The organism is Nocardiopsis sp. NPDC055824, from assembly GCF_053616335.1.
The window spans coordinates 1-21564 of the sequence record NZ_JBSHDN010000038.1 but is presented as its reverse complement, the minus strand read 5'-3'; the positions used below and the strand labels follow the sequence as shown (position 1 = coordinate 21564).

Here is a 21564-nt window from a genome sequence, read left to right as displayed (position 1 = left end):
TGGGGATCTCTGTCCACGGATCGGTTCGGTCGCGGGGCCCGTCGTCGGGCCCGCTTCCCTCACGCTCTCCGGGGCCTGACGGGGCGTCGACGGGGGGACCGTCACCGGGAGGCGCCTTGCCCGGGGTCTCGGAGGCACCGGGCTCCCGGTCCGCCTCCCCCTGCCGCCTCCGGTCGGCCGCCTCTTTCTCGCGCTCGGGGCCCTTCCCGCGCGGTGACCGCCCGGCCCCGGCGGAGCGGGCGGCCCGACGCTCTTCGCGCGGCCGCTCCGCCGCACCGTCCGGCCGTCGTCGGGGGGCCTCGTCGGGGTGTTCGTCCACGTGCCCCCCTAGTGGCGGACGCCGAAGACGGCGTTGGAGGCGTCGACGTTGCCGTGCATGACGTTGGTGACCGCTGGGGAGTCTCGTCGCTCCGGTCCGGCCCCCGGCTCCCCGGGCCGGGCGGACCGCTCCGCCTCCGGGGCCGGGGAGGGAGCCGGGCCCGCTCCGGAGGTGGTCGGGGAGAGGGCGGTGGCGCCGCCCCCGAAGGCCCCGGGCCTGCGCGGGTGGTGACCGGGCACGTGCACCCAGACCGGCTCCTCGTACTCCTTGTTGCGGACGGTCGTGAGGACGAAGTCCTCGGGGCGCAGGCGTGTGTGGCCCTGGGCGACGACGTCCTGGTGGACGGGGGCGGTCACAGCGACGACGAGGTCGGCGCCCGAGCCCGAGAGGACGTCGCGCAGGGCGTCGCTGTCCACGACCCGGGCAGCGGTGACGATCCCATTGCCGGAGTAGCCGGCGGTCGGCGAGGACACGGCGGACCCGTGGTGGATGACCATGCGCAGTCGCAGGCGCCCCGCCTCGGTCCGGTTGTGGTTGTGGCGGCGCAGGACGTAAGCGACCTCGGGAACGTAGAGGTCGAGCAGGCGGGGCTCCTCCACCGTGGTCGGCAGGACCGCCATCTCTCCGTCGCCCGTGGTCGAGACGTGCCACGTCCCCCGATCGAGGCCCACGCGCTCGGCCGCCGCGGTGAGCAGGACGGGGATGGCCTCCTGGATCTGGTGCTGGGTGAGCTCGTCCGAACTCCCGTAGCCCTTGGCGTCGACCGTGACGATGAGACGCCGACCGAAATCGGGTGTCTGTGTCATTTCCTCACTACTTCCTCATGTGAAATCGCGGAACGCTGCCAGTGTGGTCCGCAGCGCGCAGGCGAATCCCTGACCAGTCGGCAATCCACCCGCTCCACCGGCGTGAGAACCGGCACACAGCGGAACACGGACCAATCGGCCATCCGAACCACCAGGGGGGAGTGCAATGGAGGTCGTTTCTCGCACCGAAGAAGGGATGGCAATGGAATCTCGCAGGGAGGACGTTATCGACTCAGCCCTGGCCGCAGTGGCGTTTTTCCAGAACAACGTCTCCCAGGCCGACACGAAGATCGGTTTTCTGTGCGCCGCCCAGGCGGGGTTCGCCATGGCGCTCGTGAACGGCGAGGGCGTGTCCGAAGGACATCCGATCACCTCGGCTTTATCTCTCCTGGCCTGCGCGTTCGCCTTCCTGGCATCGGGCTATCACCTGGTTTTGGCACTGCGTCCGAGAACGCTTTTCCGCGGTGGCGGGAGGATGGTCATCGGTTTTCCCCGCCCGAACTCCGCGCGCCCGTTGACCGCGGACGAGGTGTGGCGCATGGCAGAGGTCTTCTCCACCATTTCCAGGGCCAAGAACCAGCACATCCGGAGGTGCATCCCGTGGCTGGCGTTCATGCTCGTCCTGGTCGTGGCGAATGGTCTGGCGGGAAGACTCACCCCCTGATGCACTTCATCCCTTTTCGTACACCGCGTGCAGTCTGTCCATATCGATAATCACGACGTGGCGGTAACGCGTCTGCAGCAACCCCTCGTCGCGGAACCGCCTCATGGCGTTGCCGACGGCGTCCGTGCGGGCCCCGATGAGCTTGCCCAGGTCGGTCTGCGACAGCCGCACCCCCAACTCGACGCCCTCGGGGGAGCGGATGCCGTGCCGCCCGCCCAGGTCCACGAGAACGCGGGCGAGGCGGGCGTCCACCTCGTAGCCGACGAACTCGGCGCGGTGCCGGTCAGCGGATTCCAGACGGTCGCCCATGACCGCACCGACCGCCTCCCAGGCGTCGCGGTGCCCGTCCAAGAAATCCCGGAAGACCTTGTACGTGTAGGAACGGACGGTCATCGGCGTGCACGCCATGACGGTGGCGCTGGCCCCGCTGGCGCGAAACATGCCCATCTCGCCCACGACGTCGCCGTGCACCCGAATGCCGAGCATCACCTCGGTACCGTTGCGCAGTACCGAGGTGACCTTGGCGAAGGCGGGCTCGCCGGCCTCGGGAGGGCTCAGGAGCAGGATCATCTCCCTGTTCTCGCCCTGACCGATCAGCACGTCGTCGGCGGACAGGCGGCGGGGCGGGGCCAGAGCCAGCAGCCTGGTCGCCGTGTCGGCCCCCACCCTCGCCATGAATGTCCCGGCAGGCCAGTGGTTCGTCGTCATCGTGGCTCCTCCCAGGACCCATGATGCCCGCCCGCCTCTCAGGAGAGGGGTGATTTCTCCGGTTCCTTCTCCCCGCGCCCGCCCAGGACGAGGACCCCTGCCGCCGCCAGGGCGGCGACCCCGGCCAGGGCGAGGGCCACGACGTGGAACGCCTCCGTGAACCCCTCCCCCTCCAGCCGGCCCCCGGTGAGCGCCGCGAGGACGGCTCCCGCGCAGGCGAGGGCGACCGTCTCCACGGTGATGCGGGTCGCGTTGAACACCCCGGCGGCGACCCCGGTCCGCTCGACGCCCACCACCCCCATCGCCATGCCGTCGACGGTGCCGTTGGTGAGACCCACACCCACCCCGATCAGCAGGAACGGGAGCAGGAGGGTCCACGGCGTGGCGTCCGGACCGAGCACCAGCAGGCCCGCGGAGCCCGCTCCGCACAGGACCAGGGCGCCCGCCACGACCGCGGTGTGGGGCAGCCGGGCGGCCAGCTCCGCCCCCAGCGCGGGCAGGAACAGCGTCGGCCCCGTGAGCATCAGCAGCCACAGTCCGGCCTGCGCCGCTCCCAGGCCCACCACCGCGATCAGGTACGAGGGCAGGTAGACGAGCAGGGGGACGAGCACCGCCATGAATACGGCCGCCGCCAGGGCGTACGCGACGAACCTCCGGTTGTCGAGCAGCGCCACGTCGACCAGCGGTTCGGGGCTGCACCGTTCGACCAGGACGAAGGCGGCCAGCAGCAGTGCGGACACCGCGAGCCCCGCCAGCACCACCGGCAGGCCCCGTGCGGGGCCCTCGACCAGGGCGGCGATCAGGACCGCCAGCGCCGAGGTGAACAGGACCGCGCCCGGCCGGTCGACCGGCCTCCCGGTGCCGCGCGCGGCGGGCATCAGCGGGACCAGCGCCAGGGCGAGACCGGCGACCACGGCCGGGGCGGCGAACGCGGCCCGCCAGCCCAGGGTGTCCACCAGCAGCCCGGCGACGGCGGGGCCGAAGGCGGTGCCCGCGCCCAGCACAGTGCCGAGGAGGCCGAAGGCCCGCGCACGCGCGGGCCCCTCGAAGGTCGCGGCGAGCATCGCACCGCCCCCGGCGACCGCCGCCGCGGCGCCGACGCCGCCGACGGCGCGGAACAGGTTCAGCACGGCGACGTCCCGCGCGAACAGGCACAGCAGGCCGGCCGCGCAGAAGAGGAGGACCCCTGCGGCGTAGACGCGCCGACGGCCGACCGAGTCGGCCACGGACCCGGCGCACACGAGGAACGCGGCGAAGCACGCGTTGTAGGAGTTGACGACCCACTGGAGCGCGGTCGGGCCGCCGCCGAGCTCGGCGCCGACGGCGGGCAGCGCCACCGAGGCGCCGGTGATGGCCAGGGGGAACGTGAGGGTGGAGAGGAGGACGGCGAGGAGGACTACCCCGCCGCGTGCGGGTGGTGTGGACAAGTCGGAGGCTCCGGGCGTTCAGGAACGGAGCCGGGGCAGCACGGAGGGCCGCACCGGCGTGGTCGCTGATGCGGCGGAGGACTCTGGGGTCGGCCGCCGCTAGGCGGCCACGTCAACCGATTCGGGCACGGGCCGGACACTAGCCGAGCCCTGCCGCGGACCGCCACCGGTTTTCGCGCCTCTCCACCACGCCGGGCGGGGCCGCCCTGTCCTTACTCCGGTCACGTGGGCGGTGGAGAACCGACTCAGTAGAAGCGGAGCCGTGTTCTGAGGCGTTCGGCGAACTCGCGGACCCCCGCCTTGGCCAGGTCGTCCGAAAGGTCTTCCGGTGTCTTGGGAGGGCGGCGCTTCTCCCTTGCCAGTCGAACGACGGTCGTGACCACCTCTCTCGGCAACTCGTCCAGCAACTCGCAGAGGTAGGTGTCGGGGTCGACGATCCGCAGACCCAGTTCCGCCAGTGGCGCCGTGGGAAAATCGCCTCTGTCCCAGGTGAGAAGCATATGGGCCTGTCCCGCGAGCGCGGCGGCCATGTGGTGGCGGTCGTCGGGGTCGCCACCGGGCATCGTGTCCGTCAGGGAGGCGTAGTCGTCCTCGGGAACGCAGCTCTCGGAGAAGTACTCCCTGATCGCCGAAGTGATCGCCTCGGCTGAGCCCTCCGAGCGATGGTGTTCACGGACAATCACCCTCTTCCACTCCGCCAGGAGCCTCTCGGTCCAGATCACCTCGTGGACCATGTCCTCGGTCAGTGCCAGGAGAAGATCCATGACCGAGAAGGGGAAGAGCACGTTGGTGTCGACGAAAATCCGGGACATGTGGGACCTGGCACTCAGTAGGGCAACTCGGCGGACTCGATCTCTTCGGCGATCCGCCGTCTACCGGTGCGCCGTTTGTCCCTCCGTTCCTGGAACTCCAGGACATCGGCGAGTCGAACGACCCGGTGCCGGCTGCCGGGCAGGCGTTCGGACGGAATGTCCCCCGCATCGAGAAGACGTGAGACGAAGGGTCGCGACAGGCCCAGCAGCTCTCCCACCTCCGTGGGGGTCAGACTCGCCTCGGACGCCAACACCGTGACGGCGTGTCCTTCCGAGAACTCGTTGGCCGATGCCAACAGGATCTTCACCAACGATTCCGGCAGGGTTACCTCGGAGTCGTCGGACAGCCTCAGCACCAGCCGCGAACCGCCGTCAGCGGCACCGTTGACGACTCGCTCGGCCATCAGGCGGTCTTCGACGCCGGGCTCGACCCGGGGCGCACGACCCAGCACACTCGATCTCACCATCTCGGCCTCCTGTCACCGAACTCATGATATCTGAAATAAGTGTAACCACAGGGCGTTCTCGACAGCTCGTCGACCCACGGCACAATCGATGCGACCTGACACGGCCGTGTCGCTCGTCGGTCTGACACGGCCGTGACGGCGTCGATGCGGGCCTACAAGAACCCGAGGAGGCCACAGCCGATCGCACCGGCCAGGACAGCCAGGCCGTGGCTGGCCACAGCCCAGCCGATGCGGCGGCGGGGTTTGCGGTGGCTCGCCGGGCGGCGCGGCAGCGAACTCGTCCCGGTACGGGAAGCCGGGACTCGCGGCGGGGCCGGTTCTCCAGCGGGAAGAGACGGCCCTCCGGCCTCCTGGGCGGCGATCGCCAGATCCATCCACGGGGGCACCGCGCCGTGGACCAGGCTGTAGCGGACACGGGGGTCGTCCCCCATCTGGGCGAGGACGGCCCGCTCTCGCGGGGTCCGCCCCAGGGACGCGAGCGGGGGCTCGACGGGGCCGCCCGTGTGGGCACGGCGGTGCTGGTGCCCTCGGGACGTGTGAAGGGCCCGCCCCACGCAGGAGCCGGTGGAGACGGCCATCGGACGTCTCCACCCTGGGAAGGCAGGGAGAACTCGGCCCACAGGACGGTTCCGAGATCCTCGCAGAACGGGAAGTCGACCACTCGACCGGTACCCCAGCGGGTGGCGAGGTGGTGGACGATCAGCAGGCCGCGTCCGCGCTCGGCGTCCCGCCACTCCTGGGCGGTGCGCTGACGGGGGATGCTCGGTCGGGTGCCGGTGTCGCGGTAGCCGTCGTCGATGACCGACAGCCGAACGGTGTGGTCGTCGGGGCTGGTCAGGGTGCGGATGACCCGGCCGTCCTCCTCTCCGAACCTGGAGTGGTCGCACGCGTTGGCGAACATCTCGCTGGCGCACAGGACGATCGCATCGGCCTGGTCCGGGTCCAGGTCCGGGAGCCGGGAGAGGTCCCGGCGCAGGTCCGCGCGGACACGGGCGGTGGTGGCGAGGGTCCCGGGGTACAGGCGGGGTTCCCACCGGCGCTCCGGCTTGTCCACGGCGGGGGCTTCGGGGGCAGGGCGGGGCGGCAGAATGAACATGCCACGATCTCCTTGTTCAGGGGTGTGGGTCGTCGGCCGTGCCCTGGGGGTGTGACATCACCCGCCAGGGCTTTCGCGTGCCCGGCCGGGGCACGTGCGCGTGGATCAGCGGTTCCGGCTCGCGGCCGGTTCGGTGATCAGCGAGTGCGTGCCACCCGTGCCGGAACCGGCGGTGATGGCCTGCCGCTTGGGCGGTTCCTCGAAGCGCTTCGCGGCCTCCTCGATGAGGCGCAGTGACGCCTGCGCGGACAGGGCCACGCTCTGCAGGGTGGCGAAGAGGTCCGTGTCGCCCTTGATCTGCTTGGCGTCGGTGACGGTGTGGCCCGGCCCGCGCGGGTGCGGGGTGTAGGCGAGCGTGTGGCGGGGCGAGAAGGACAGGGTCCAGGACGCGCCGCGCAGGCCGGGGTGGTGGGGGAGGCCGTCGGGAACCACCTGGACGATCACCGTCTCGGAGGCGGCGAGCTTGCACAGGTGGCGGAGCTGGTCGTGCGTGGTCCTGGCGTCGGAGACGACCCGGGCGAGTGCCGCCTCGTCCACCACCAGGCAGTGGAACGGGGGACCGTACGAGGTGGAGGACACCCGGCGGACACGCGGCCGGTCCCTGATCACCAGGCGGGTCTCCATGGGGCGTTCCACCCGGTTCAGGGCTCGCGCGTACTCCTCGGTGAGGAAGGGGTCGGGGAGGACGAGCGGTGCGTAGTAGCGCATCTGGTTGACCTGCTCGGTCAGGGCGAAGATGTCCGCACCGGCCTGGAGGGAGGTCGTGATGCGGGTCTGCGCCCAGGCGTCGAGCAGGACGCCCTCCGCTTCGAGTTTCTCGTCCAGGACGATCGCCGCACCGAGATCGGGGACGTGGGAGCCCTCCTCGATCAGGCCCAGAGTGCGCACGGAGAAGAGGCTGTGCTCGGTCACCTCCTCCGGGGACACCCCCGCCTTCTCGCGGGCCACCCGGACCCGGGCACCGAAACGCACCCATGGGTCGGAGCCCACCCCGCCCATGTCCGCACGAGCATGTATCCGCCGTTCACCAGCCATGACAGCCCTCCTGGAAGAGACGTACAGGCCCACCCGGATGCGCAAGGGACGTTCGGAGCTACCGAGAATCTCCCGAACACTCACACCGAAGCGCAACAGGTGGAATACTCACTGTGAACAGGAGCCCTGCTTGCCAGGAGAAAGTCAAGTAGAATTTCCACTTAAGCACAAAGAACCTGGTGGCAAGGCAATCCAAAGCGGACCTTAGACAGCAAAAGGGATAGGTGATCGACCTTGACGACTCCCGGACCACGCGTTCTCCGCCTTCAACTGGGCAGGGAGATCCGACGACTTCGGGAAGGCGCCAACCTGACGCGGGATGACCTCGCCCGAGCCCTGTCGTGCGGCGCGTCCAAGGTGAGCAAGATCGAGTCAGGTTTCAGCACGGTGACTTCCACCGAGACGAGCAAACTCGTGAAGCTCTTCAAGCTCAGTGCTGACGAGGCTGCGACCTTCCGCGACCTGGCTGCGTCTGCCCGCAAGCGCGGGTCCTACGGCAAGGTCCTGGACTTCGCCCGTGGATACGTGAGCATGGAGGCCGATGCCGGTGAACTGAAGTTCTTCTACGAAGAGCTGGTGCCAGCACCGTTCCAGACACGCGCCTACGCCACTGCGGTCTGCTCAACCTCGGTGACCATCGCACCCGCCGATATCGACCAAGTCGTCCAGGGCAGGTTGGAGAGGGCGTCGATCCTGACCGACGCCTCACCACCGAAGGTGGCGATCATCCTCGGCGAAGGTGTTCTGCATCGAACCATCGGTGGCGTCTCCGTTCTCCGGGAACAACTTGAACACCTCCACGGTCTCGCACAGAGACCGCACATCGACCTGCAGATCCTTCCGTACAGCTCTGGAGAACACGCCGCTATGGGCACCGGCTTCACACTCTTGAACCTGAGGGAGGTAGAAGCGACATACGTCTACTTGGAGGACCTCACCAGCTCCGATTTCTGGGACCGTCCGCAGCACACCGGAGTGTACGAACTGGTCTTCAACAAGCTCCAAGTAGCGGCGCTGGGCAAGCGTGAGAGCATACTTCTCATAGAGGACAGCATCAGAGCCTTGAATGAGAGGAACCGCTGATGTCTCAGCAGAACCGGGCGTCGGCTCCGTGGCACAAGAGCAGCTACAGCTCGGGAGCCCACAACTGTGTTGAGGTCTCCGAGGGGTCGCTCACCGGCATGCGCGACACCCAGAACCGCGACCAGGGCACCCTGACCTTCGACTCCGCCGAATGGCACGCGTTCCTCGGCAGCGCGAAGGGCTGACCCGGTACCGAAGGGCCGCGCCACCGGGCACGTCCCTTCGGTCCTCTGGAGACAGGGCCGAGGCCCCATCGGTCCGGCGCCCCACGGCTGCTTGCCGGTCCCGTTGCAGAGCGGGCACGGGATCCGGTCGACCTTCCCGTCCCGGGACTGCGTGATGGTCTTCCTCCCGTGGCAGGTGGAGCAGTTCACCTCTTTGCCGTGGTCACCCACGTGCGTCTCCTTCCTCACCGCGCCAGGTTGCGCGGCTGGTCCAACCAGACCTGCCGGCCTTCGGCGTCCACGGTGAGCCCGAACCGCTCCAGTTCCGGCTCCCCCAGACCCACCCACGCCAGGTAGGCGGCCTCCATCTCCGACCACAGGTCACGGGGCCCGTACTCGGTGACCTCCCCCGCGCCCCCGTCCCCCAGGCGAATCGCCAGGGCGTACGCGCCTGTCACCGGGTCGTGCAGCCCCACCCGGTCGTCCCCCTCACCGATCCCGTTGACCACGACCCCGGGCAGCAGCGCGGCCACCACCATTTCCAGCCCCGGGCCCGCACTCGTCACCACCATCGGGTCCAGCCGCGCCTCCGACTCACGCGACTCCCCCTGAGGGGAGGGATATCCGGGACGCTGGGAGCGCGCCACCATGAACGCCGTTCCGCCGTGGAGCCGGCCGATCGCCCGGCCTCCCGTGGCCCTGAGCCTGAGCTTGTGGCCCCGGACCTGCACGGGTGACCACGGCGCGACGATCACTCCCCCTGGACGGATCTGCTCCACCCAGGCGAACGGCACCTCGCGCACGGCGCACGTCACGTGCACGCGGTCGTAGGGAGCCCCCTCGGGGAACCCGGCGAGCCCGTCTCCCACCACCAGGCTCGGCCGGTACCCGGCGGCTTCGAGGTGGTCGGCCGCGACCTTGGAGACCTGCTCGTCCACTTCGACCGAAGTGACGCTGTCCGCACCCAGACGTTCGGAGAGGAGCGCGGCGGTCCATCCGGTCCCGGTGCCGACCTCCGGGACTCGGCGGCCCGGGTACGGATCGAGCAGAGCGAGGAACTCTCCGACCAGGCTGGGCGCGGTGCTCGAACTGCTCGGCGCACCGGTGCGCACCGTGTCCTCGGACAGTTCCACGGTCCCGTCCGCGATCTGGGTGAGCAGGGTCGTGTCCGCGTAGACGGCGGCCCGCCACCGGTCGGGGTCCTCGGTGCGGTCGACCCAGTACGACGGTTCGTCGCCCATGGGACCCGCCTGGACGGCGTCCGGAATGAAGAACTCCCGGGGCACGCTCCGGAACACCTCTTTCCAGGCCGCGGGTACGAGCACCGCCAGGTCCCCAGGACCGGGTTCGTCGGTCATGCGGACTCCCTTCTCGGTCAGAGTCGTCATGCTCACGACGGTGGCTCCTCCACGCATCGCAGTCGGAGGAACCAAACAGGAGACTATTCCAAGAAACTAGTCACAATAGGGAATAGTTCTGTGACCGCAAAGCAAGGAGACCCGAAGGAGGTCCCGTGAAGGGGAGGGGTCAGGCGTGCTCGCGCGTCAGTTCCGCGAGGAAGGCGCGCGCCTCGTCGCCGTAGATCGCGGCGTCCGCGAAGTACGCGAACATGCGCAGATGGAAATCGATGTCCCTGGCGTCCGTGAGCACCCGGTGCGTCGTGAAGTTCTCCACCGCGACCTCGCGCTCGTCACGGATGTCGAAGCCGTTGTTCGGGAACTCGGGAACCTCGACCCTCCACGGAAGCAGGCCGAGGCGCACGTTCGACAGGGTGGAGAGGTTGGCGAGGCGGTCCATCTGGGCGGTCATGGTCGCCGTCCCACCCATGCGCCAACGAAGCGCAGCCTCCGTGATGACGAAGTGGAAGCTCCTCTCGGGCTGGAACAGCGCCGACTGCCGGTCGAGCCTGGCAGCCACGGCCCGGGCGACGTCGACTCCGGCACAGGAGAGGGGGCGGCTGAATACGGCCCGCGCGTACTCGGCCGTCTGGAGCAGCCCCGGAACGGTGCTCGGCTCGAAGACCCGGAGGAGGGTCGTCGAGGACTCCACGCGTTTGATGCCCCGCTGCTCGTGCTCCAGTCCGCGCTTTCGCAGCATGCGCAGCGAGCGGTAACGGTCGTTCAGCTCCGCGACCCGCGTTTCGAGGGCGAGACGCTCGTCCCGGCCCGGTCGATACAGCCCGACCAGCTGCCGCACGTCGTCCGAGGAGGGGGTGGCTCTGCCCATCTCGATCTTGGAGATCTTGGACTGGCTCCAGCCGAGGCGCGTCGCCGCCGTCACACCGGACATGCCGACATCCGTGCGGAGTCGGCGGAGGTCCTCCGCCAACTCCGCACGGATGCGTTCAAAGGATTCAGGTGTGGCCATCAGTCCCTGTGGTACTGCGGATGCGCGCTCCAATACTCCCTGAAGGGTACGGCCTGGCCGACAGCCAGATCGCGTTGGGCGCGGTAGTGCTCCAGATCGGGCTCCACCAGGAGTTCCTTGCCGAGGAATTCGCCGTCGTCCCGGTAGTCCATGCGGACCACATGGGTCTCGTCGAAGAACCAGAAGTCTTCGTCGAGCAGCCCTTCGGGCCGACCGTGTTCGGCGGTGTCGAGGATGAGGATCTCCTCGCCGGCCCGGGAGGTGAAGGTGTACCCCCACTCCATCTCGTAGCGGAGGTAGTCCGCCAGGGGGCCGTGGACGACATGGACCCGGTAACGCCGGATGCCACGGCTCGTCTGATCCTTGACCTCCTGCATGTAGGGAGTGGTGACACCCGCCCTCGGACAGGGTTCCCCTGCGAGGTAGGACTCCAGCGTCGAGGCTTCGGACACCGGGTTGTAGACCGGCAGGGTCTCCAACCCGAAGACGCTCTTGGTCGTCCCGTCGAACAGTTCGTCGAAGCCCGCGTTAGCCAGAGACGGCACGGACCCCCCTCAACAACTCGGTGGGCACCTCGACCGCGGACTCGCCCTCAGGAAGGCCGATCTGCTTCAGGGCTTGGGGGTCGGAGAGTACGTAGCCCTGGACGACGAGGGTTCCGCGATCGGTTTCATAGACAGCCGGACAGCTCCTGTTCTCGCATCCGTCGGTGATCTTCGTGAGTTTCGAGGGGTCTCCTCGCTCGAAGGGAGCCGACACGGAGAGAGTATTCCCGCAAGCAGGCAATGTAAAGGAATAACCCACACCAACGCGACTGCCTGTGACGATCGGGTCACCGCTCCCCACCCCGGACGGGTGACAGGCGGGCGGGGACCGCCACGGCCCCGCCCGCCCGGATCAGGCGTCCTGGTGCTTCTCTACCCAGGACGTGAGGGGTTGTCCCTGGATCGCGGCCGCCATCAGCTCCGGGAACACGTCCGGCGTGCAGGCGAACGCGGGAACCCCCATCTCCGCGAGTGCCGACGCGTTCTCGCGATCGTAGAACGGCGCGCCCTCGTCCGACAGGGCCAGGAGGACCACCACCTGGACCCCGGCGGCCTGCATGGCGGCCACCCTCTTCAGCATCTCCGCTCGGACACCGCCCTCGTACAGGTCGCTGATCAGCACGAAGATCGAGTCCGCGGGCTTGGTGATGAGCCCCTGGCAGTACGCGATCGCCTTGTTGATGTGCGTGCCGCCGCCGAGCTGCGTGCCGAAGAGCACCTCCACCGGGTCGGTGAGCTGTTCGGTCAGGTCGACCACGGCGGTGTCGAACACGACCAGCGACGTGCGCAGGGTGCTCATGGACGCCAGGACGGCGCCGAACACGCTCGCGTACACCACCGAGGAGGCCATCGACCCGCTCTGGTCGATCGCCAGGACGACGTCCTTCTGCACGCCCCGGCTGCGGCGTCCGTACCCCACCAGGGTCTCCGGCACGATCGTGTTGTGCTCGGGCAGGTAGTTGGCGAGGTTGCGGCGGATCGTGGCGTTCCAGTCGATGTCCGCCACCCGGCGCGGCCGGTGGGTGCGCGCCGACCGGTCGATCGCCCCCTGGACCACGGAGCGGGTCTTCTGCGCCACCCTGCGCTCCAGGTCGTCCACCACCCGGCGCACCACGGCGCGGGCGGACTCGCGCGCCTCGTCGGGCATGACCCGGTTGAGGGACAGCAGGGTGCCCACCAGGTGCACGTCGGGTTCGACGGCCTCCATCATCTCCGGCTCCAGGAGCAGCTGGTGCAGGCCCAGCCGGTCCATGGCGTCCTTCTGCATCACCTGCACGACGGAGGTCGGGAAGTACTCCCGGATGTCGCCGAGCCACCGTGCGACCCGGGGCGCCGAGCCGCCGAGGCCGGCGCTGCGCCGGCCGTCCCCGGCCCCCCGGTCCGCGTCGCCCCGGTTGTACAGCGCCTCCAGCGCGCCGTCCATGCCCTGGTCGGCGGCGCTCAGGCCGCCCGCGCACTGCGCCTCGCGGCCGAGGACCAGCCGCCAGCGGCGCTCCCGCTCATCCGTGACGCTCACGTGTGGCTCCTTCCGGTGGTGAGGATGGCCAGGGCCGCGGCCAGTGCGGGGGCGGCGCGTTCGACGTCCACGTCCGCGCGGACCGCCGCGGGGCCGGCGGCCGGGGCCGCCCTGCCGATCCGGGCGGCAGCCGCCCCGATCTCCCGCCGCTCCGGCCCCTGGAAGGACCCGAAGGTGCGCCTCAGCAGCGGCAGCACGACGGTGAAGCGCTCCTCGGGCAGGCCGAGCAGCCAGGTGTCGATCAGCCCCAGCAGGTGGTCGTCGTGCACCAGGATCAGTCCGCTGCCCCGGAGGAACCCCTCCAGCCACGCGGCGGCCGTCGCGGGCTCCGCGCCCGGGGACATCGCCAGCCCGAGGCGGCGGCGCAGCTCGTCGTCGTCCACCAGCCCGGCGTCCGACAGCATCCGGTTGACGCGGCCGGCGATCCGTCCGGGCAGGGTGTCCCGCCGCGCGAGGGCGACGAGGGCCGCCGTCCAGGCGGCGGCGCCCTCCCCGCCGAGCAGGGTCGCCGCCGTGTGCGTCTCGTCGATCCGCCCGACGAACCGCTCCGCCGCGTCGTCGTCCAGGCCGTGCACGGCGGGGGCCAGCCCGACGCAGACGCGGCGCAGGATCTGCTCGGCGACGGTGCGCAGGTGTCCGCTCTCCGTCCCGCGCACGTCGCCGTAGCGGGCCGACCGGGCGAGCGGGGGCAGCGCGCCCATCAGGTGGGTGACGTCGCTGTCGGTGGCCGCCCGGTCGGTGAGCAGGGCCAGGACCCGGGGCAGGGCCTCGCCCAGCTCCGCGAACAGGCACTGCTCGGTGAGCGAGGTCAGCTCCGGCAGCGTCGCCTCCCCGGCGAGGTCGACCGCCCTGGCGGCGGCGGCCGAGGCCACGGTGGTCCCCCACCGGCTGGCCTCGATCAGCGCCACGTCCATCTCCGGTTCCCAGCGCAACCGCCACGACTCCCGGAAGGTCCCCTTGTGCCCGCCGTCGGGCGTGCGCGGAACGCCCCACCCCACACCGAGCATCCGCAGCCGGTGCAGCAGCACGCCGCGCCGGCGCTCGTTGTCCTTGCGCAGGTCGAGGTCGAGGTCGCGGTCGAAGGGCTCCGGTTTGAGCCGCAGCCGCTTCTGGGCGGCGACCAGGTCCCGCTGGAGCGGGACCATGGGCGTGGACGGGGGCACCGCTCCCATCCGCTCGCCGATCGCCATCCGCCGGTGGACGAGGGCGGCCCGGGTGGGCTCGCCCTCGCACAGGACGGCGGTGAGCGCCTCGGACACCTCGTCGAGCCCGGCGAGGGGTCGGCCCCGCAGCACGGCGAGGCTCTCCGCGAGCCGTACGCCCTCGATGACGTGCGAGGACGACACGCCCTGACCCTCGTCGCGCAGCATGCGGGCGGCGTCGGTGAGCCAGCGGTGCACCGGGCGGTCCGCGACGGTGAACAGGTGGTGGTACCAGCCGGGCGCGGACACGCCCGCGCCGTAGCCGCTGTCCGAGGCCAGGCGGCCGTGGCTCCACGGCACCCAGGTCGCGGTGACCTTGACCTTGGGCAGGCCCTTGAGCAGGGCGGCGTCGTCCTTGACCGGGTGGTCGGCCAGGTCGCGCAGGGCGGGGGCGTGCCAGGCGCCGCAGATCACGGCGACGCGCTCGTGGCCCTGTTTGAGGGTGGCGCGCAGGGTCTGGCGCATGTACGCCTCACGGCGGGCGTTGCGCGGTTCCTCGGGGCCCGACTCCGCGCGGACCGCGGCCATGGCGTCGGCGATCGCGGGGAACGGGGAGGGCTCCCCGTCGCCGCGCTGCTCGACGACGTCGTCCCACCAGCGTTCGGCGTCGTCGTAGCCCGCGGCCTCGGCGAGGACGCCGAGCGGGTCCAGGCGGACCCGCTCGGGCTCGCCGACGGCCTCCTCGATCCCGGAGCCGTCGGCGCCCTCACCCGGCTCCCCGGCGCCGGCCTCCGTGTCCGCCCCGGCGCCGTGGTCCTCCGCCCCGGCCGTTCGCTCGGCGAGGGTGTGCGCGGCGGGCAGGTCGCAGAAGCGCACCGGGACGTCGTTGGCCACCGCGTAGCGCAGGGCCTCCCACTCGGGGGAGAAGCTCGCGAACGGCCAGAACGCCCATCCGTCCCTCGACCGCCGGTCCTCGACCGCGGCCTTCTCCTCCCCGCCGCCCCCGGCCGGGGCCTTCCTGCCCGCCGCGGGGGCGTCGGCCACGTAGGCCAGCAGCGCCACCGGCGGCTCCAGCTCGCCGACGAGTGCGGTGAGCGCGTCCGCCTCCGGCGGCCCCTCGATCAGCACGGCGTCCGGCTTGATCTCCTCCAGGGCCGCCCGGACGGCCCGGGCCGAACCCGGGCCGTGGTGCCGCACGCCGAGGACGTGCAGCCCGCTCGTGTCCAGTCGGGGTCGGCCCATCAGGCGCCCACCTCACGGCACGCGCGGTAGAACTCGCCCCAGCCGTCGCGGCCGCGCGCGACGGTCTCCAGGTACTCGCGCCACACCACGCCGTCGGACACGCGGTCCTGGACGACGGCGCCCTGGATGCCCGCGGCGACGTCGGCGGCGCGCAGCTTCCCGTCGCCGAAGTGCGCGGCCAGGGCGATGCCGTTGGTGATCACCGAGATGGCCTCGGCCGTGCTCAGGGTGCCGCTGGGCGACTTGACCTTGGTGCCGTTGTCCTCGGTGACCCCGGAGCGCAGTTCGCGGAAGACCGTGACGACCCGCTGGATCTCGGTGAGGCTGGTGGGGACCTCGGGCAGCTCCAGCGAGCGTCCCAGCTGCTCCACGCGCTGGGTCACGATGCGGATCTCGTCCTCCGCACTGTCCGGAACGGGCAGCACCACCGTGTTGAACCGGCGGCGCAGCGCGCTCGACAGGTCGTTGACGCCGCGGTCGCGGTCGTTGGCGGTGGCGATGATGTTGAACCCGCGCCGGGCCTGCACCTCGATGCCGAGTTCGGCGACCGGCAGGGCCTTCTCGGACAGCACGGTGATGAGGCCGTCCTGGACGTCGGAGGGCATGCGGGTGAGCTCCTCGATGCGCCCGATGGAGCCGCGCGCCATCGCGGTCATCACGGGACTGGGCACAAGGGCGGCCTCGGAGGGCCCCTCCGCGAGGAGCCGCGCGTAGTTCCAGCCGTAGCGGACGGCCTCCTCGGAGGTCCCGGCGGTGCCCTGGACCAGGAGGGTGGAGTCGCCGGAGACGGCGGCGGCCAGGTGCTCGGACAGCCACGTCTTGGCGGTTCCGGGGACGCCGAGGAGGAGCAGCGCGCGGTCGGTGGCCAGGGTGGCGACGGCGACCTCCACGACCCGGCGGGCGCCGATGTACTTGGGGGTGATCTCGGTGCCGTCGTCGAGGGTGGCGCCCAGCAGGTACTGGGTGACCGCCCACGGGGACAGGCGCCAGCCCGGGGGGCGCCGGCGGTCGTCGGCCTTGGCCAGCGCCTCCAGTTCGGCGGCGTAGGTCTGCTCGGCGTGCGGGCGGATGGCCTGGGCCGCGTCGGTGCTGATGGCGGAGGTGGTCAACTAGAGCTCCTTGTGCATGTCGAGTCGGAATCGGAGGGTGTCCCGAAGCCGGAGGTAGGCGTCCGCGGTGTCGTCGAACGGGGGTTCGGTGCTCAGGCCGGCGAGGTGCTCGGGGGGCATGTGCTCGGCCGCGGCCTCGCAGACCTCCCGGTAGCCGAAGGAGTCGCGTCCGCGTCCGGGCCGGTGCAGGCGCCGGACGACCTGCTCGGACAGGGCCGCGGTCCAGGGACCGCGGGTGGCGCGCAGCATCTCGCCCCAGCGCTCCAACCCCACCCCGGGGTTGAGGACGCCCTGCACGTGCGCGCAGCGCTCCTCGACCGGCAGCAGGTCCAGGAGCTTCTCCAGCTGGAACGCCCCGCGGGTGTGGGCGTGGGAGCGGTGGGAGACGCGGGGGCCGATCGCCTCCAGGACGGCCCTCGCCCACGCGGTGTCCTCCTGGACGACGACCGCGTTGACGAAGGCGTCGCGCAGTTCGGCGTCGCCGGAGTCGGTGGCGGCGTCCAGGACCCCGGAGGGGCCGGTGCCGAGGAGGTCGGGCCACACGTCCAGCGGGGCGTGGGTGACGAGCGCCCAGAGGCGTTCGGACCGCTCGTTCTTGCCCTCGGGCTGCTGCTGGGGCGCCGCGAGCGCGAGGTCGCGGTGGATGTCGTCGCGCCGGGTGTGGACGGTCTCCACCCGCAGCCCGCCGTTGTCGCCCGCCGACGCGTACTCGCGGACGTGGCCGCGCAGGCGGTGCGCGTGGGCGCTGTCGGGCAGCCGGGTGAGGAGTGACAGGGCCAGGCCCCGCACGTTGGCGCCCCGGTCGTCCAGGGCGTGTTCGAGGAACTCCTCGTCGGCGGGGCCCAGCCCGGTCGCGAGCGCCTCCAGGAGCCGGCGGCGGAGCTCGGCCCTGGCCAGGTCGGGCCAGACGCCCCGGAGGAGCTCGCGGGCCGCGTCGGGGTCGGTGGTCCTCAGCGCGGCGAGGGCGCGTCGCCTCCGGGCGGGGCTCCCCTGCTCCCACTCGTGCCGGTCGAACCGGTCGCCCGGGACGGATTCGCCCAGCATGTACTCCCAACCGGGGTTGAACCGGGCCAGCCAGTGGCCGCGTCCGCCGACGGCCGCCGCGAGCGCGGGGCGCAGCCGGCTGTCGCGCGCCCCCTGGTCGAGGAGGGCGGGGACGCTGGAGTGGGCGGCCCGCCTCCCGCGGGCGGCAGCGAGTTCGAGCCACTCGGGCAGGAGGGGGAGGCGTCCGGCGAGGATGCCCTCCAGCCGGCGCGTGGCGGCCTGCCCCACCTCGGGGCGTTCGTCGGGGGCGTCGGGCGCGACGGGCGTCGCCTCGGCGGGTGTGTACCCGGCGGCGCGGCGGACGGCGGCCAGGGCGGCCCTGTCCAGGAGGGTCTCGGCTCCCTCGGCGGCGGGGGTGGAGGGCAGGTCGGGGGTGTCGGGCACGGCCCGGCGGGAGGTGCCCACGAGGGCGGCGGAGACCAGGCGGTCCCAGGAGTCGACGGCGGTGAGGGGGGCCAGGGGGTCGAGGGGTTCGGTCGTGCCGGTCACAGGGAGACCGCCTTTCCGTTCCGGTCCCACACGGTGAGGGGTGTGAGCCCGTGGGAGGGCGACCACTCGGCGGCGACGGTGGCCGGATGGCCGCCGGTGACCGCGAGGAGGCGCCAGGGGTCGGGGGAGGCCAGGGGGAGGGCGGCGCCGGTCGGGTCGGCGAGGTGCCACCGGTCGCCGCCCCCGGCCGGGAGTGCGGGGGCGGCCCGGTCGAGCACGACCGGCCAGGCGTCCTGCCAGGGGTCCTCGGCCAGGACCGCGGCGAAGGCGTCGAGGGCCTCGGCGACGGTGCCGCCCCCGGGCTCCGGCGCCGGGCCGGTGTCACCGTCGCCCAGGGGGACGACGCGGTGGCCGTCGGGGTAGAACGCGAACTCGGCGGCGACCTCGGTGCCGACCCGGAAGGCGGTGGCGGGCGCCTCCCCGGCGCGGCCGAAGGTCAGGGACAGGGCGGTGCGCCCGGTCCCGGCTCCCCGCAGCCACACCCGGCGTGCGCGCATGTCGTTCTCGGGGGTGGCGACGTCGCGCCATCCCAGGACCCGCCACGTGTCGCGGACCCGCTCGCCGCCCGCGAGGACGTCCTCGGCGCGGGTGGTGATCCCGACCCTGGCGCGGACCGCCCCGCGGGTGCGCTCCCCGAGGGCGTCCCCTGCCCGGTGGCCGACGACCAGCAGGTGGAGCAGGCCGAGCTGTTCGAGCACGCGCTCGGGCCAGTGGTCCCCCCTGGCGGCGGAGGGCAGCTGGGAGACGAGGGTGGAGGCTCCGCGCGCCTTGGCGTCCGTGAGGCGCCTGGCCATGCGGTCCCAGTGGTCGTAGCCCTGCTTGGGCACCTCGGCCAGGCCCGCGTCGACCTGGTCGTAGAGCCAGGTCCGGAGTTCCTCCAGTCCGGCGCCGACGGCCTCCTCCCGCTTCTGGAGGGTCTGCGCCGCCTTGGCGGGGTCGGCGGGCGCCGCGGGGGCCCCGTTCTCGGCCCGGGCCCGGCGGGCCGCGCGGCCGTTGAGCCAGGAGCCCACCCATTCGGGTTTCTCGGTCCGGACCGCCACGTCGTCCTGGGCCCACAGCGCGAGCAGGGCCAGGACGTGCTTGCAGGGGATCTTGCGGCTGGGACAGCTGCACTTGAAGGCGGGGCCGCCGTCACCGTCCAGGTGGACGGCGGCGAGGTAGGGCTTGGAACCGCTGCCCTTGCACTCGCCCCACACGGCGGAGGCGCCGCCGGAGGGGGCGGCGACCACCCCGCGCTCCGGCCAGGACCCGCCCTTGGCCACCTTGATCGCGGCCTTCTGGGAGGAGGGGTCCGGAGCCAGCGCCCATACGTCGTCGGTACTCCATCGATCGCTCACATGGAGAACACTACGGAACGACAGTGACAAATCGGGGTGTTCCGACAGCCCCTCGCACGACCTTTCCCGGGGGCGCCGGCCGGACATCCGGAACTGTCCGGGCCCCGTGGAAGGATGGGGCAGCGGACCGGCCCGCCCACGGCCACGAACCCCCCGTGTGCCACCGAAAACGCATTAACGGCATATAAAATACATTTGTTCTCTCTGGCCGTTTTATCCTGGTGCCGAAAGTCCTGATCCGCGCATTTTTCTGAGGGTGTTGAAAACAGATCTATTACCCTCCTAGAATGCCACGACCAGGATCTCAGCCCCCGGTCGCCACGCCTCCGGGGAATGCGGTCCCGGAACCCGGCCACGGCCCGCCCTTCCCGCCTGCGGCCGAGACCGTCCCCGCTCCCCCTCCCCCGACACCAAAGAAACACAACGTCTCCTCGAAGGGAGGGAAGCGGCTCCCGTGACCCCCGGGTACCGCGACCCCGATGACGACCACCCGATCCGGCGACGAAACCGCCCCGCCCGGAGCCCCCGGCTCCATGCCCCCCCGGGGGTGCCCGGCCGATATCACCCGCCTGTACGGGACCACGCCCGACACCGGGCGCGACGCGCTCTGGGCCGCGCTGCGCGAACGGCACGGCCCCGTCGCACCCGTCGAACTGGAGACCGGGGTACGGGCCTGGCTGCTCCTCGGCTACCACGAGAACCTCACCGTCCTCCAGAACCCGCACATGTTCTCCCGGGACACCCGCCGGTGGCGCGAGGTGGCCGAGGGCCGCGTCGACCTCGCCTCGGCCCGGCCCGCCCTGTCCTGGCGCCCCAACGTCCTCTACGCCGACGGGGCCGAGCACACGCGGCTCCGCGGAGCCGTCGTGGAAGCCCTGGCCAGGGTGGACATGGCCGCCACCTCGCGCATGGTCCGGCAGCTCTGCGAGGAACTGATCGACGCCTTCGTGGCCGAGGGCAGAGCCGATCTCGTCGCCCAGTACGCCAACCCGCTGCCCGTGCTGGTGATCAACCGGCTGTACGGGCTCTCCGACAGCTACGGGCACATGCTCGGCGACCTCACGGCCCTCATCTTCGACGAGGACGCCAAGCGGGGCGAGGACGCCATCGGCCGCGTCCACCAGTACTTCTCCGGGCTGGTCGACCGCAAGCGCGAGCACCCCGGACCGGACCTGGTGTCGTGGATCCTGGAGCACCCCTCGGGCCTGAGCGGGCACGAGGTCGCCCACCAGGCGGCCCTCATCAACAACGCCAGCCACCAGCCCACGACGCACCTCATCGGCAACACGCTGCGCACACTGCTCACGGAGGACCGCATCCGCGGGGCGTACACCGACGCCCGGCTGCCGGTCCAGGAACTGCTGGACCACGTCATGTGGACGGACACGCCCTTCCAGATCCTCCCCGCCCGCTTCGCCCTCCAGGACATGCGCATCGGCAACGCCGAGGTCCGGGCGGGCGACGCCCTGCTGATCGGGTTCGACGCCGCCCACCGCGACCCCGCGGTACGGCGGGGCGAGGACGACGGCACGGGGGTGGCGAGCGGCAGCCGCGCACACCTGATGTTCGGAGCGGGTGCGCACGCCTGTCCGGCGCGCGAGATGGCCAAGATGATCGCGGCGACGGCCGTCACCATCCTGCACGAGAGGCTGACGGGCATGCGCCTGGCGGTCGACCCGGAGGAGTTGCGCTGGACGCCCTCGCCGTTCCTGCGCGGACTGCGCGAGCTGCCCGTCGTCTTCGTCCCGGGCGAGCCCTCCGCCCCGGATCCGGCCGCCGGGGACGAGTCGGCGTCCCGGCACCGGGACGGCCGGCGGTCGTCCGCCGGGGAGGAGGACGGGCAGGAGGGCGACCTGCTCGACCGGCTCCTCCTCTGGTGGCGGGGCCTGCGCGGGTAGGCGCGGCGCCCTCCGGGCCCGTCGTGCGCGGCCGGGCACCTTCCGGGCGCGGGGCGCCGGCCCCGCCCCCGGAGCGGGCCGACGCCGGTCTCACTGTGGCGGCTCATGTTGATGGTGCCGTCCGGTGACCGGCTCTCGGTGTGGACGACGTACACCGGTCGCCCGTGCGGCTCCTCGGTGGAATAGGTCGCCGCCATGATGTCGAGGTGACGGGGCGGCTCCCCCCAGGGACTGGGATCCCAGCGGAGTTTCACCTGGACCTTCGCGAGCCCCCTGCTGACACCGCTCACGGAC

At 71.6% G+C, this 21564-nt stretch carries 20 protein-coding genes and 1 pseudogene; 4 read left to right on the top strand and 17 right to left on the bottom strand.

The window, feature by feature from the left end:
• Positions 1 to 327: 327 nt before the first annotated feature.
• Entirely contained in the window at positions 328 to 1125 is a 798-nt protein-coding gene (locus ACWGL3_RS10990) for a hypothetical protein (RefSeq protein ID WP_267947104.1), read from the bottom strand.
• Positions 1126 to 1291: 166 nt separating this feature from the next.
• Here ACWGL3_RS10990 and ACWGL3_RS10985 point away from each other — a divergent pair, with 166 nt between their 5' ends.
• Positions 1292 to 1789 carry a hypothetical protein gene (locus ACWGL3_RS10985; RefSeq protein ID WP_267947105.1) on the top strand — a complete coding sequence of 166 codons (498 nt, stop codon included), beginning with the start codon at positions 1292 to 1294 and terminating at the stop codon, positions 1787 to 1789.
• 6 nt (positions 1790 to 1795) lie between these two features.
• Here ACWGL3_RS10985 and ACWGL3_RS10980 read toward each other — a convergent pair whose 3' ends face one another.
• The 7 genes and pseudogenes from ACWGL3_RS10980 to ACWGL3_RS10950 form a co-directional block, all read right to left on the bottom strand.
• Positions 1796 to 2497 (bottom strand): Crp/Fnr family transcriptional regulator, encoded by a 702-nt coding sequence (locus ACWGL3_RS10980; RefSeq protein ID WP_452461200.1) that lies wholly within the window; start codon positions 2495 to 2497, stop codon positions 1796 to 1798.
• Positions 2498 to 2535: 38 nt separating this feature from the next.
• Positions 2536 to 3924 carry an MFS transporter gene (locus ACWGL3_RS10975; protein WP_452461199.1) on the bottom strand — a complete coding sequence of 463 codons (1389 nt, stop codon included), beginning with the start codon at positions 3922 to 3924 and terminating at the stop codon, positions 2536 to 2538.
• Positions 3925 to 4169: 245 nt separating this feature from the next.
• Positions 4170 to 4736, bottom strand: coding sequence for a PIN domain-containing protein (locus ACWGL3_RS10970; protein ID WP_452461198.1), 567 nt, complete (start codon positions 4734 to 4736; stop codon positions 4170 to 4172).
• A gap of 14 nt (positions 4737 to 4750) precedes the next feature.
• Positions 4751 to 5203, bottom strand: a complete 453-nt coding sequence (locus ACWGL3_RS10965; RefSeq protein ID WP_452461197.1) for a helix-turn-helix domain-containing protein — start codon at positions 5201 to 5203, stop codon at positions 4751 to 4753.
• 152 nt (positions 5204 to 5355) lie between these two features.
• The gene (locus ACWGL3_RS10960; RefSeq protein WP_452461209.1) at positions 5356 to 5781 is read right to left on the bottom strand and encodes a hypothetical protein; all 426 of its coding nucleotides are present in this window, start codon (positions 5779 to 5781) and stop codon (positions 5356 to 5358) included.
• Positions 5782 to 5894: 113 nt separating this feature from the next.
• Positions 5895 to 6299: pseudogene (locus tag ACWGL3_RS10955) on the bottom strand (ATP-binding protein); the annotation flags it as partial.
• Between the two features lie 105 nt (positions 6300 to 6404).
• Positions 6405 to 7298 carry a helix-turn-helix domain-containing protein gene (locus ACWGL3_RS10950; protein WP_452461196.1) on the bottom strand — a complete coding sequence of 298 codons (894 nt, stop codon included), beginning with the start codon at positions 7296 to 7298 and terminating at the stop codon, positions 6405 to 6407.
• Between the two features lie 270 nt (positions 7299 to 7568).
• Here ACWGL3_RS10950 and ACWGL3_RS10945 point away from each other — a divergent pair, with 270 nt between their 5' ends.
• Positions 7569 to 8417 (top strand): helix-turn-helix domain-containing protein, encoded by an 849-nt coding sequence (locus ACWGL3_RS10945; RefSeq protein ID WP_267947113.1) that lies wholly within the window; start codon positions 7569 to 7571, stop codon positions 8415 to 8417.
• Positions 8417 to 8602, top strand: a complete 186-nt coding sequence (locus ACWGL3_RS10940; RefSeq protein ID WP_267947114.1) for a DUF397 domain-containing protein — start codon at positions 8417 to 8419, stop codon at positions 8600 to 8602. The genes ACWGL3_RS10945 and ACWGL3_RS10940 overlap by 1 nt, the downstream gene beginning before the upstream one ends.
• A gap of 224 nt (positions 8603 to 8826) precedes the next feature.
• Here the strand turns inward: ACWGL3_RS10940 and ACWGL3_RS10935 are convergent, their stop codons facing one another.
• The 9 genes from ACWGL3_RS10935 to ACWGL3_RS10895 all read right to left on the bottom strand — a co-directional run bounded on the left by ACWGL3_RS10935 (position 8827) and on the right by ACWGL3_RS10895 (position 19297).
• Positions 8827 to 9969 carry a methyltransferase domain-containing protein gene (locus ACWGL3_RS10935; protein ID WP_452461207.1) on the bottom strand — a complete coding sequence of 381 codons (1143 nt, stop codon included), beginning with the start codon at positions 9967 to 9969 and terminating at the stop codon, positions 8827 to 8829.
• Between the two features lie 139 nt (positions 9970 to 10108).
• Positions 10109 to 10948 carry a helix-turn-helix domain-containing protein gene (locus ACWGL3_RS10930; RefSeq protein WP_452461195.1) on the bottom strand — a complete coding sequence of 280 codons (840 nt, stop codon included), beginning with the start codon at positions 10946 to 10948 and terminating at the stop codon, positions 10109 to 10111.
• The gene (locus ACWGL3_RS10925) at positions 10948 to 11493 is read right to left on the bottom strand and encodes a DUF6879 family protein (protein ID WP_452461194.1); all 546 of its coding nucleotides are present in this window, start codon (positions 11491 to 11493) and stop codon (positions 10948 to 10950) included. Before ACWGL3_RS10925 ends, ACWGL3_RS10930 begins: the two co-directional genes overlap by 1 nt.
• Entirely contained in the window at positions 11477 to 11707 is a 231-nt protein-coding gene (locus tag ACWGL3_RS10920) for a hypothetical protein (protein WP_452461193.1), read from the bottom strand. Before ACWGL3_RS10920 ends, ACWGL3_RS10925 begins: the two co-directional genes overlap by 17 nt.
• Positions 11708 to 11845: 138 nt before the next feature.
• On the bottom strand, positions 11846 to 13009 hold the full coding sequence (locus ACWGL3_RS10915; RefSeq protein ID WP_267947118.1) for a VWA domain-containing protein: 1164 nt from the start codon (positions 13007 to 13009) through the stop codon (positions 11846 to 11848).
• The gene (locus tag ACWGL3_RS10910; RefSeq protein ID WP_452461192.1) at positions 13006 to 15393 is read right to left on the bottom strand and encodes a DUF5682 family protein; all 2388 of its coding nucleotides are present in this window, start codon (positions 15391 to 15393) and stop codon (positions 13006 to 13008) included. Before ACWGL3_RS10910 ends, ACWGL3_RS10915 begins: the two co-directional genes overlap by 4 nt.
• Positions 15393 to 16502 (bottom strand): ATP-binding protein, encoded by a 1110-nt coding sequence (locus tag ACWGL3_RS10905; RefSeq protein ID WP_267947120.1) that lies wholly within the window; start codon positions 16500 to 16502, stop codon positions 15393 to 15395. The genes ACWGL3_RS10910 and ACWGL3_RS10905 overlap by 1 nt, the downstream gene beginning before the upstream one ends.
• Complete coding sequence (locus ACWGL3_RS10900; protein WP_267947121.1) at positions 16503 to 18035, bottom strand: DUF5691 domain-containing protein; 1533 nt, start codon at positions 18033 to 18035, stop codon at positions 16503 to 16505.
• The gene (locus tag ACWGL3_RS10895; RefSeq protein WP_452461206.1) at positions 18032 to 19297 is read right to left on the bottom strand and encodes an SWIM zinc finger family protein; all 1266 of its coding nucleotides are present in this window, start codon (positions 19295 to 19297) and stop codon (positions 18032 to 18034) included. Before ACWGL3_RS10895 ends, ACWGL3_RS10900 begins: the two co-directional genes overlap by 4 nt.
• Before the next feature lie 554 nt (positions 19298 to 19851).
• Here ACWGL3_RS10895 and ACWGL3_RS10890 point away from each other — a divergent pair.
• A complete protein-coding gene (locus ACWGL3_RS10890; RefSeq protein WP_452461191.1) occupies positions 19852 to 21270 on the top strand; it encodes a cytochrome P450 in 1419 nt (472 codons plus the stop codon).
• Positions 21271 to 21564 lie beyond the last annotated feature (294 nt).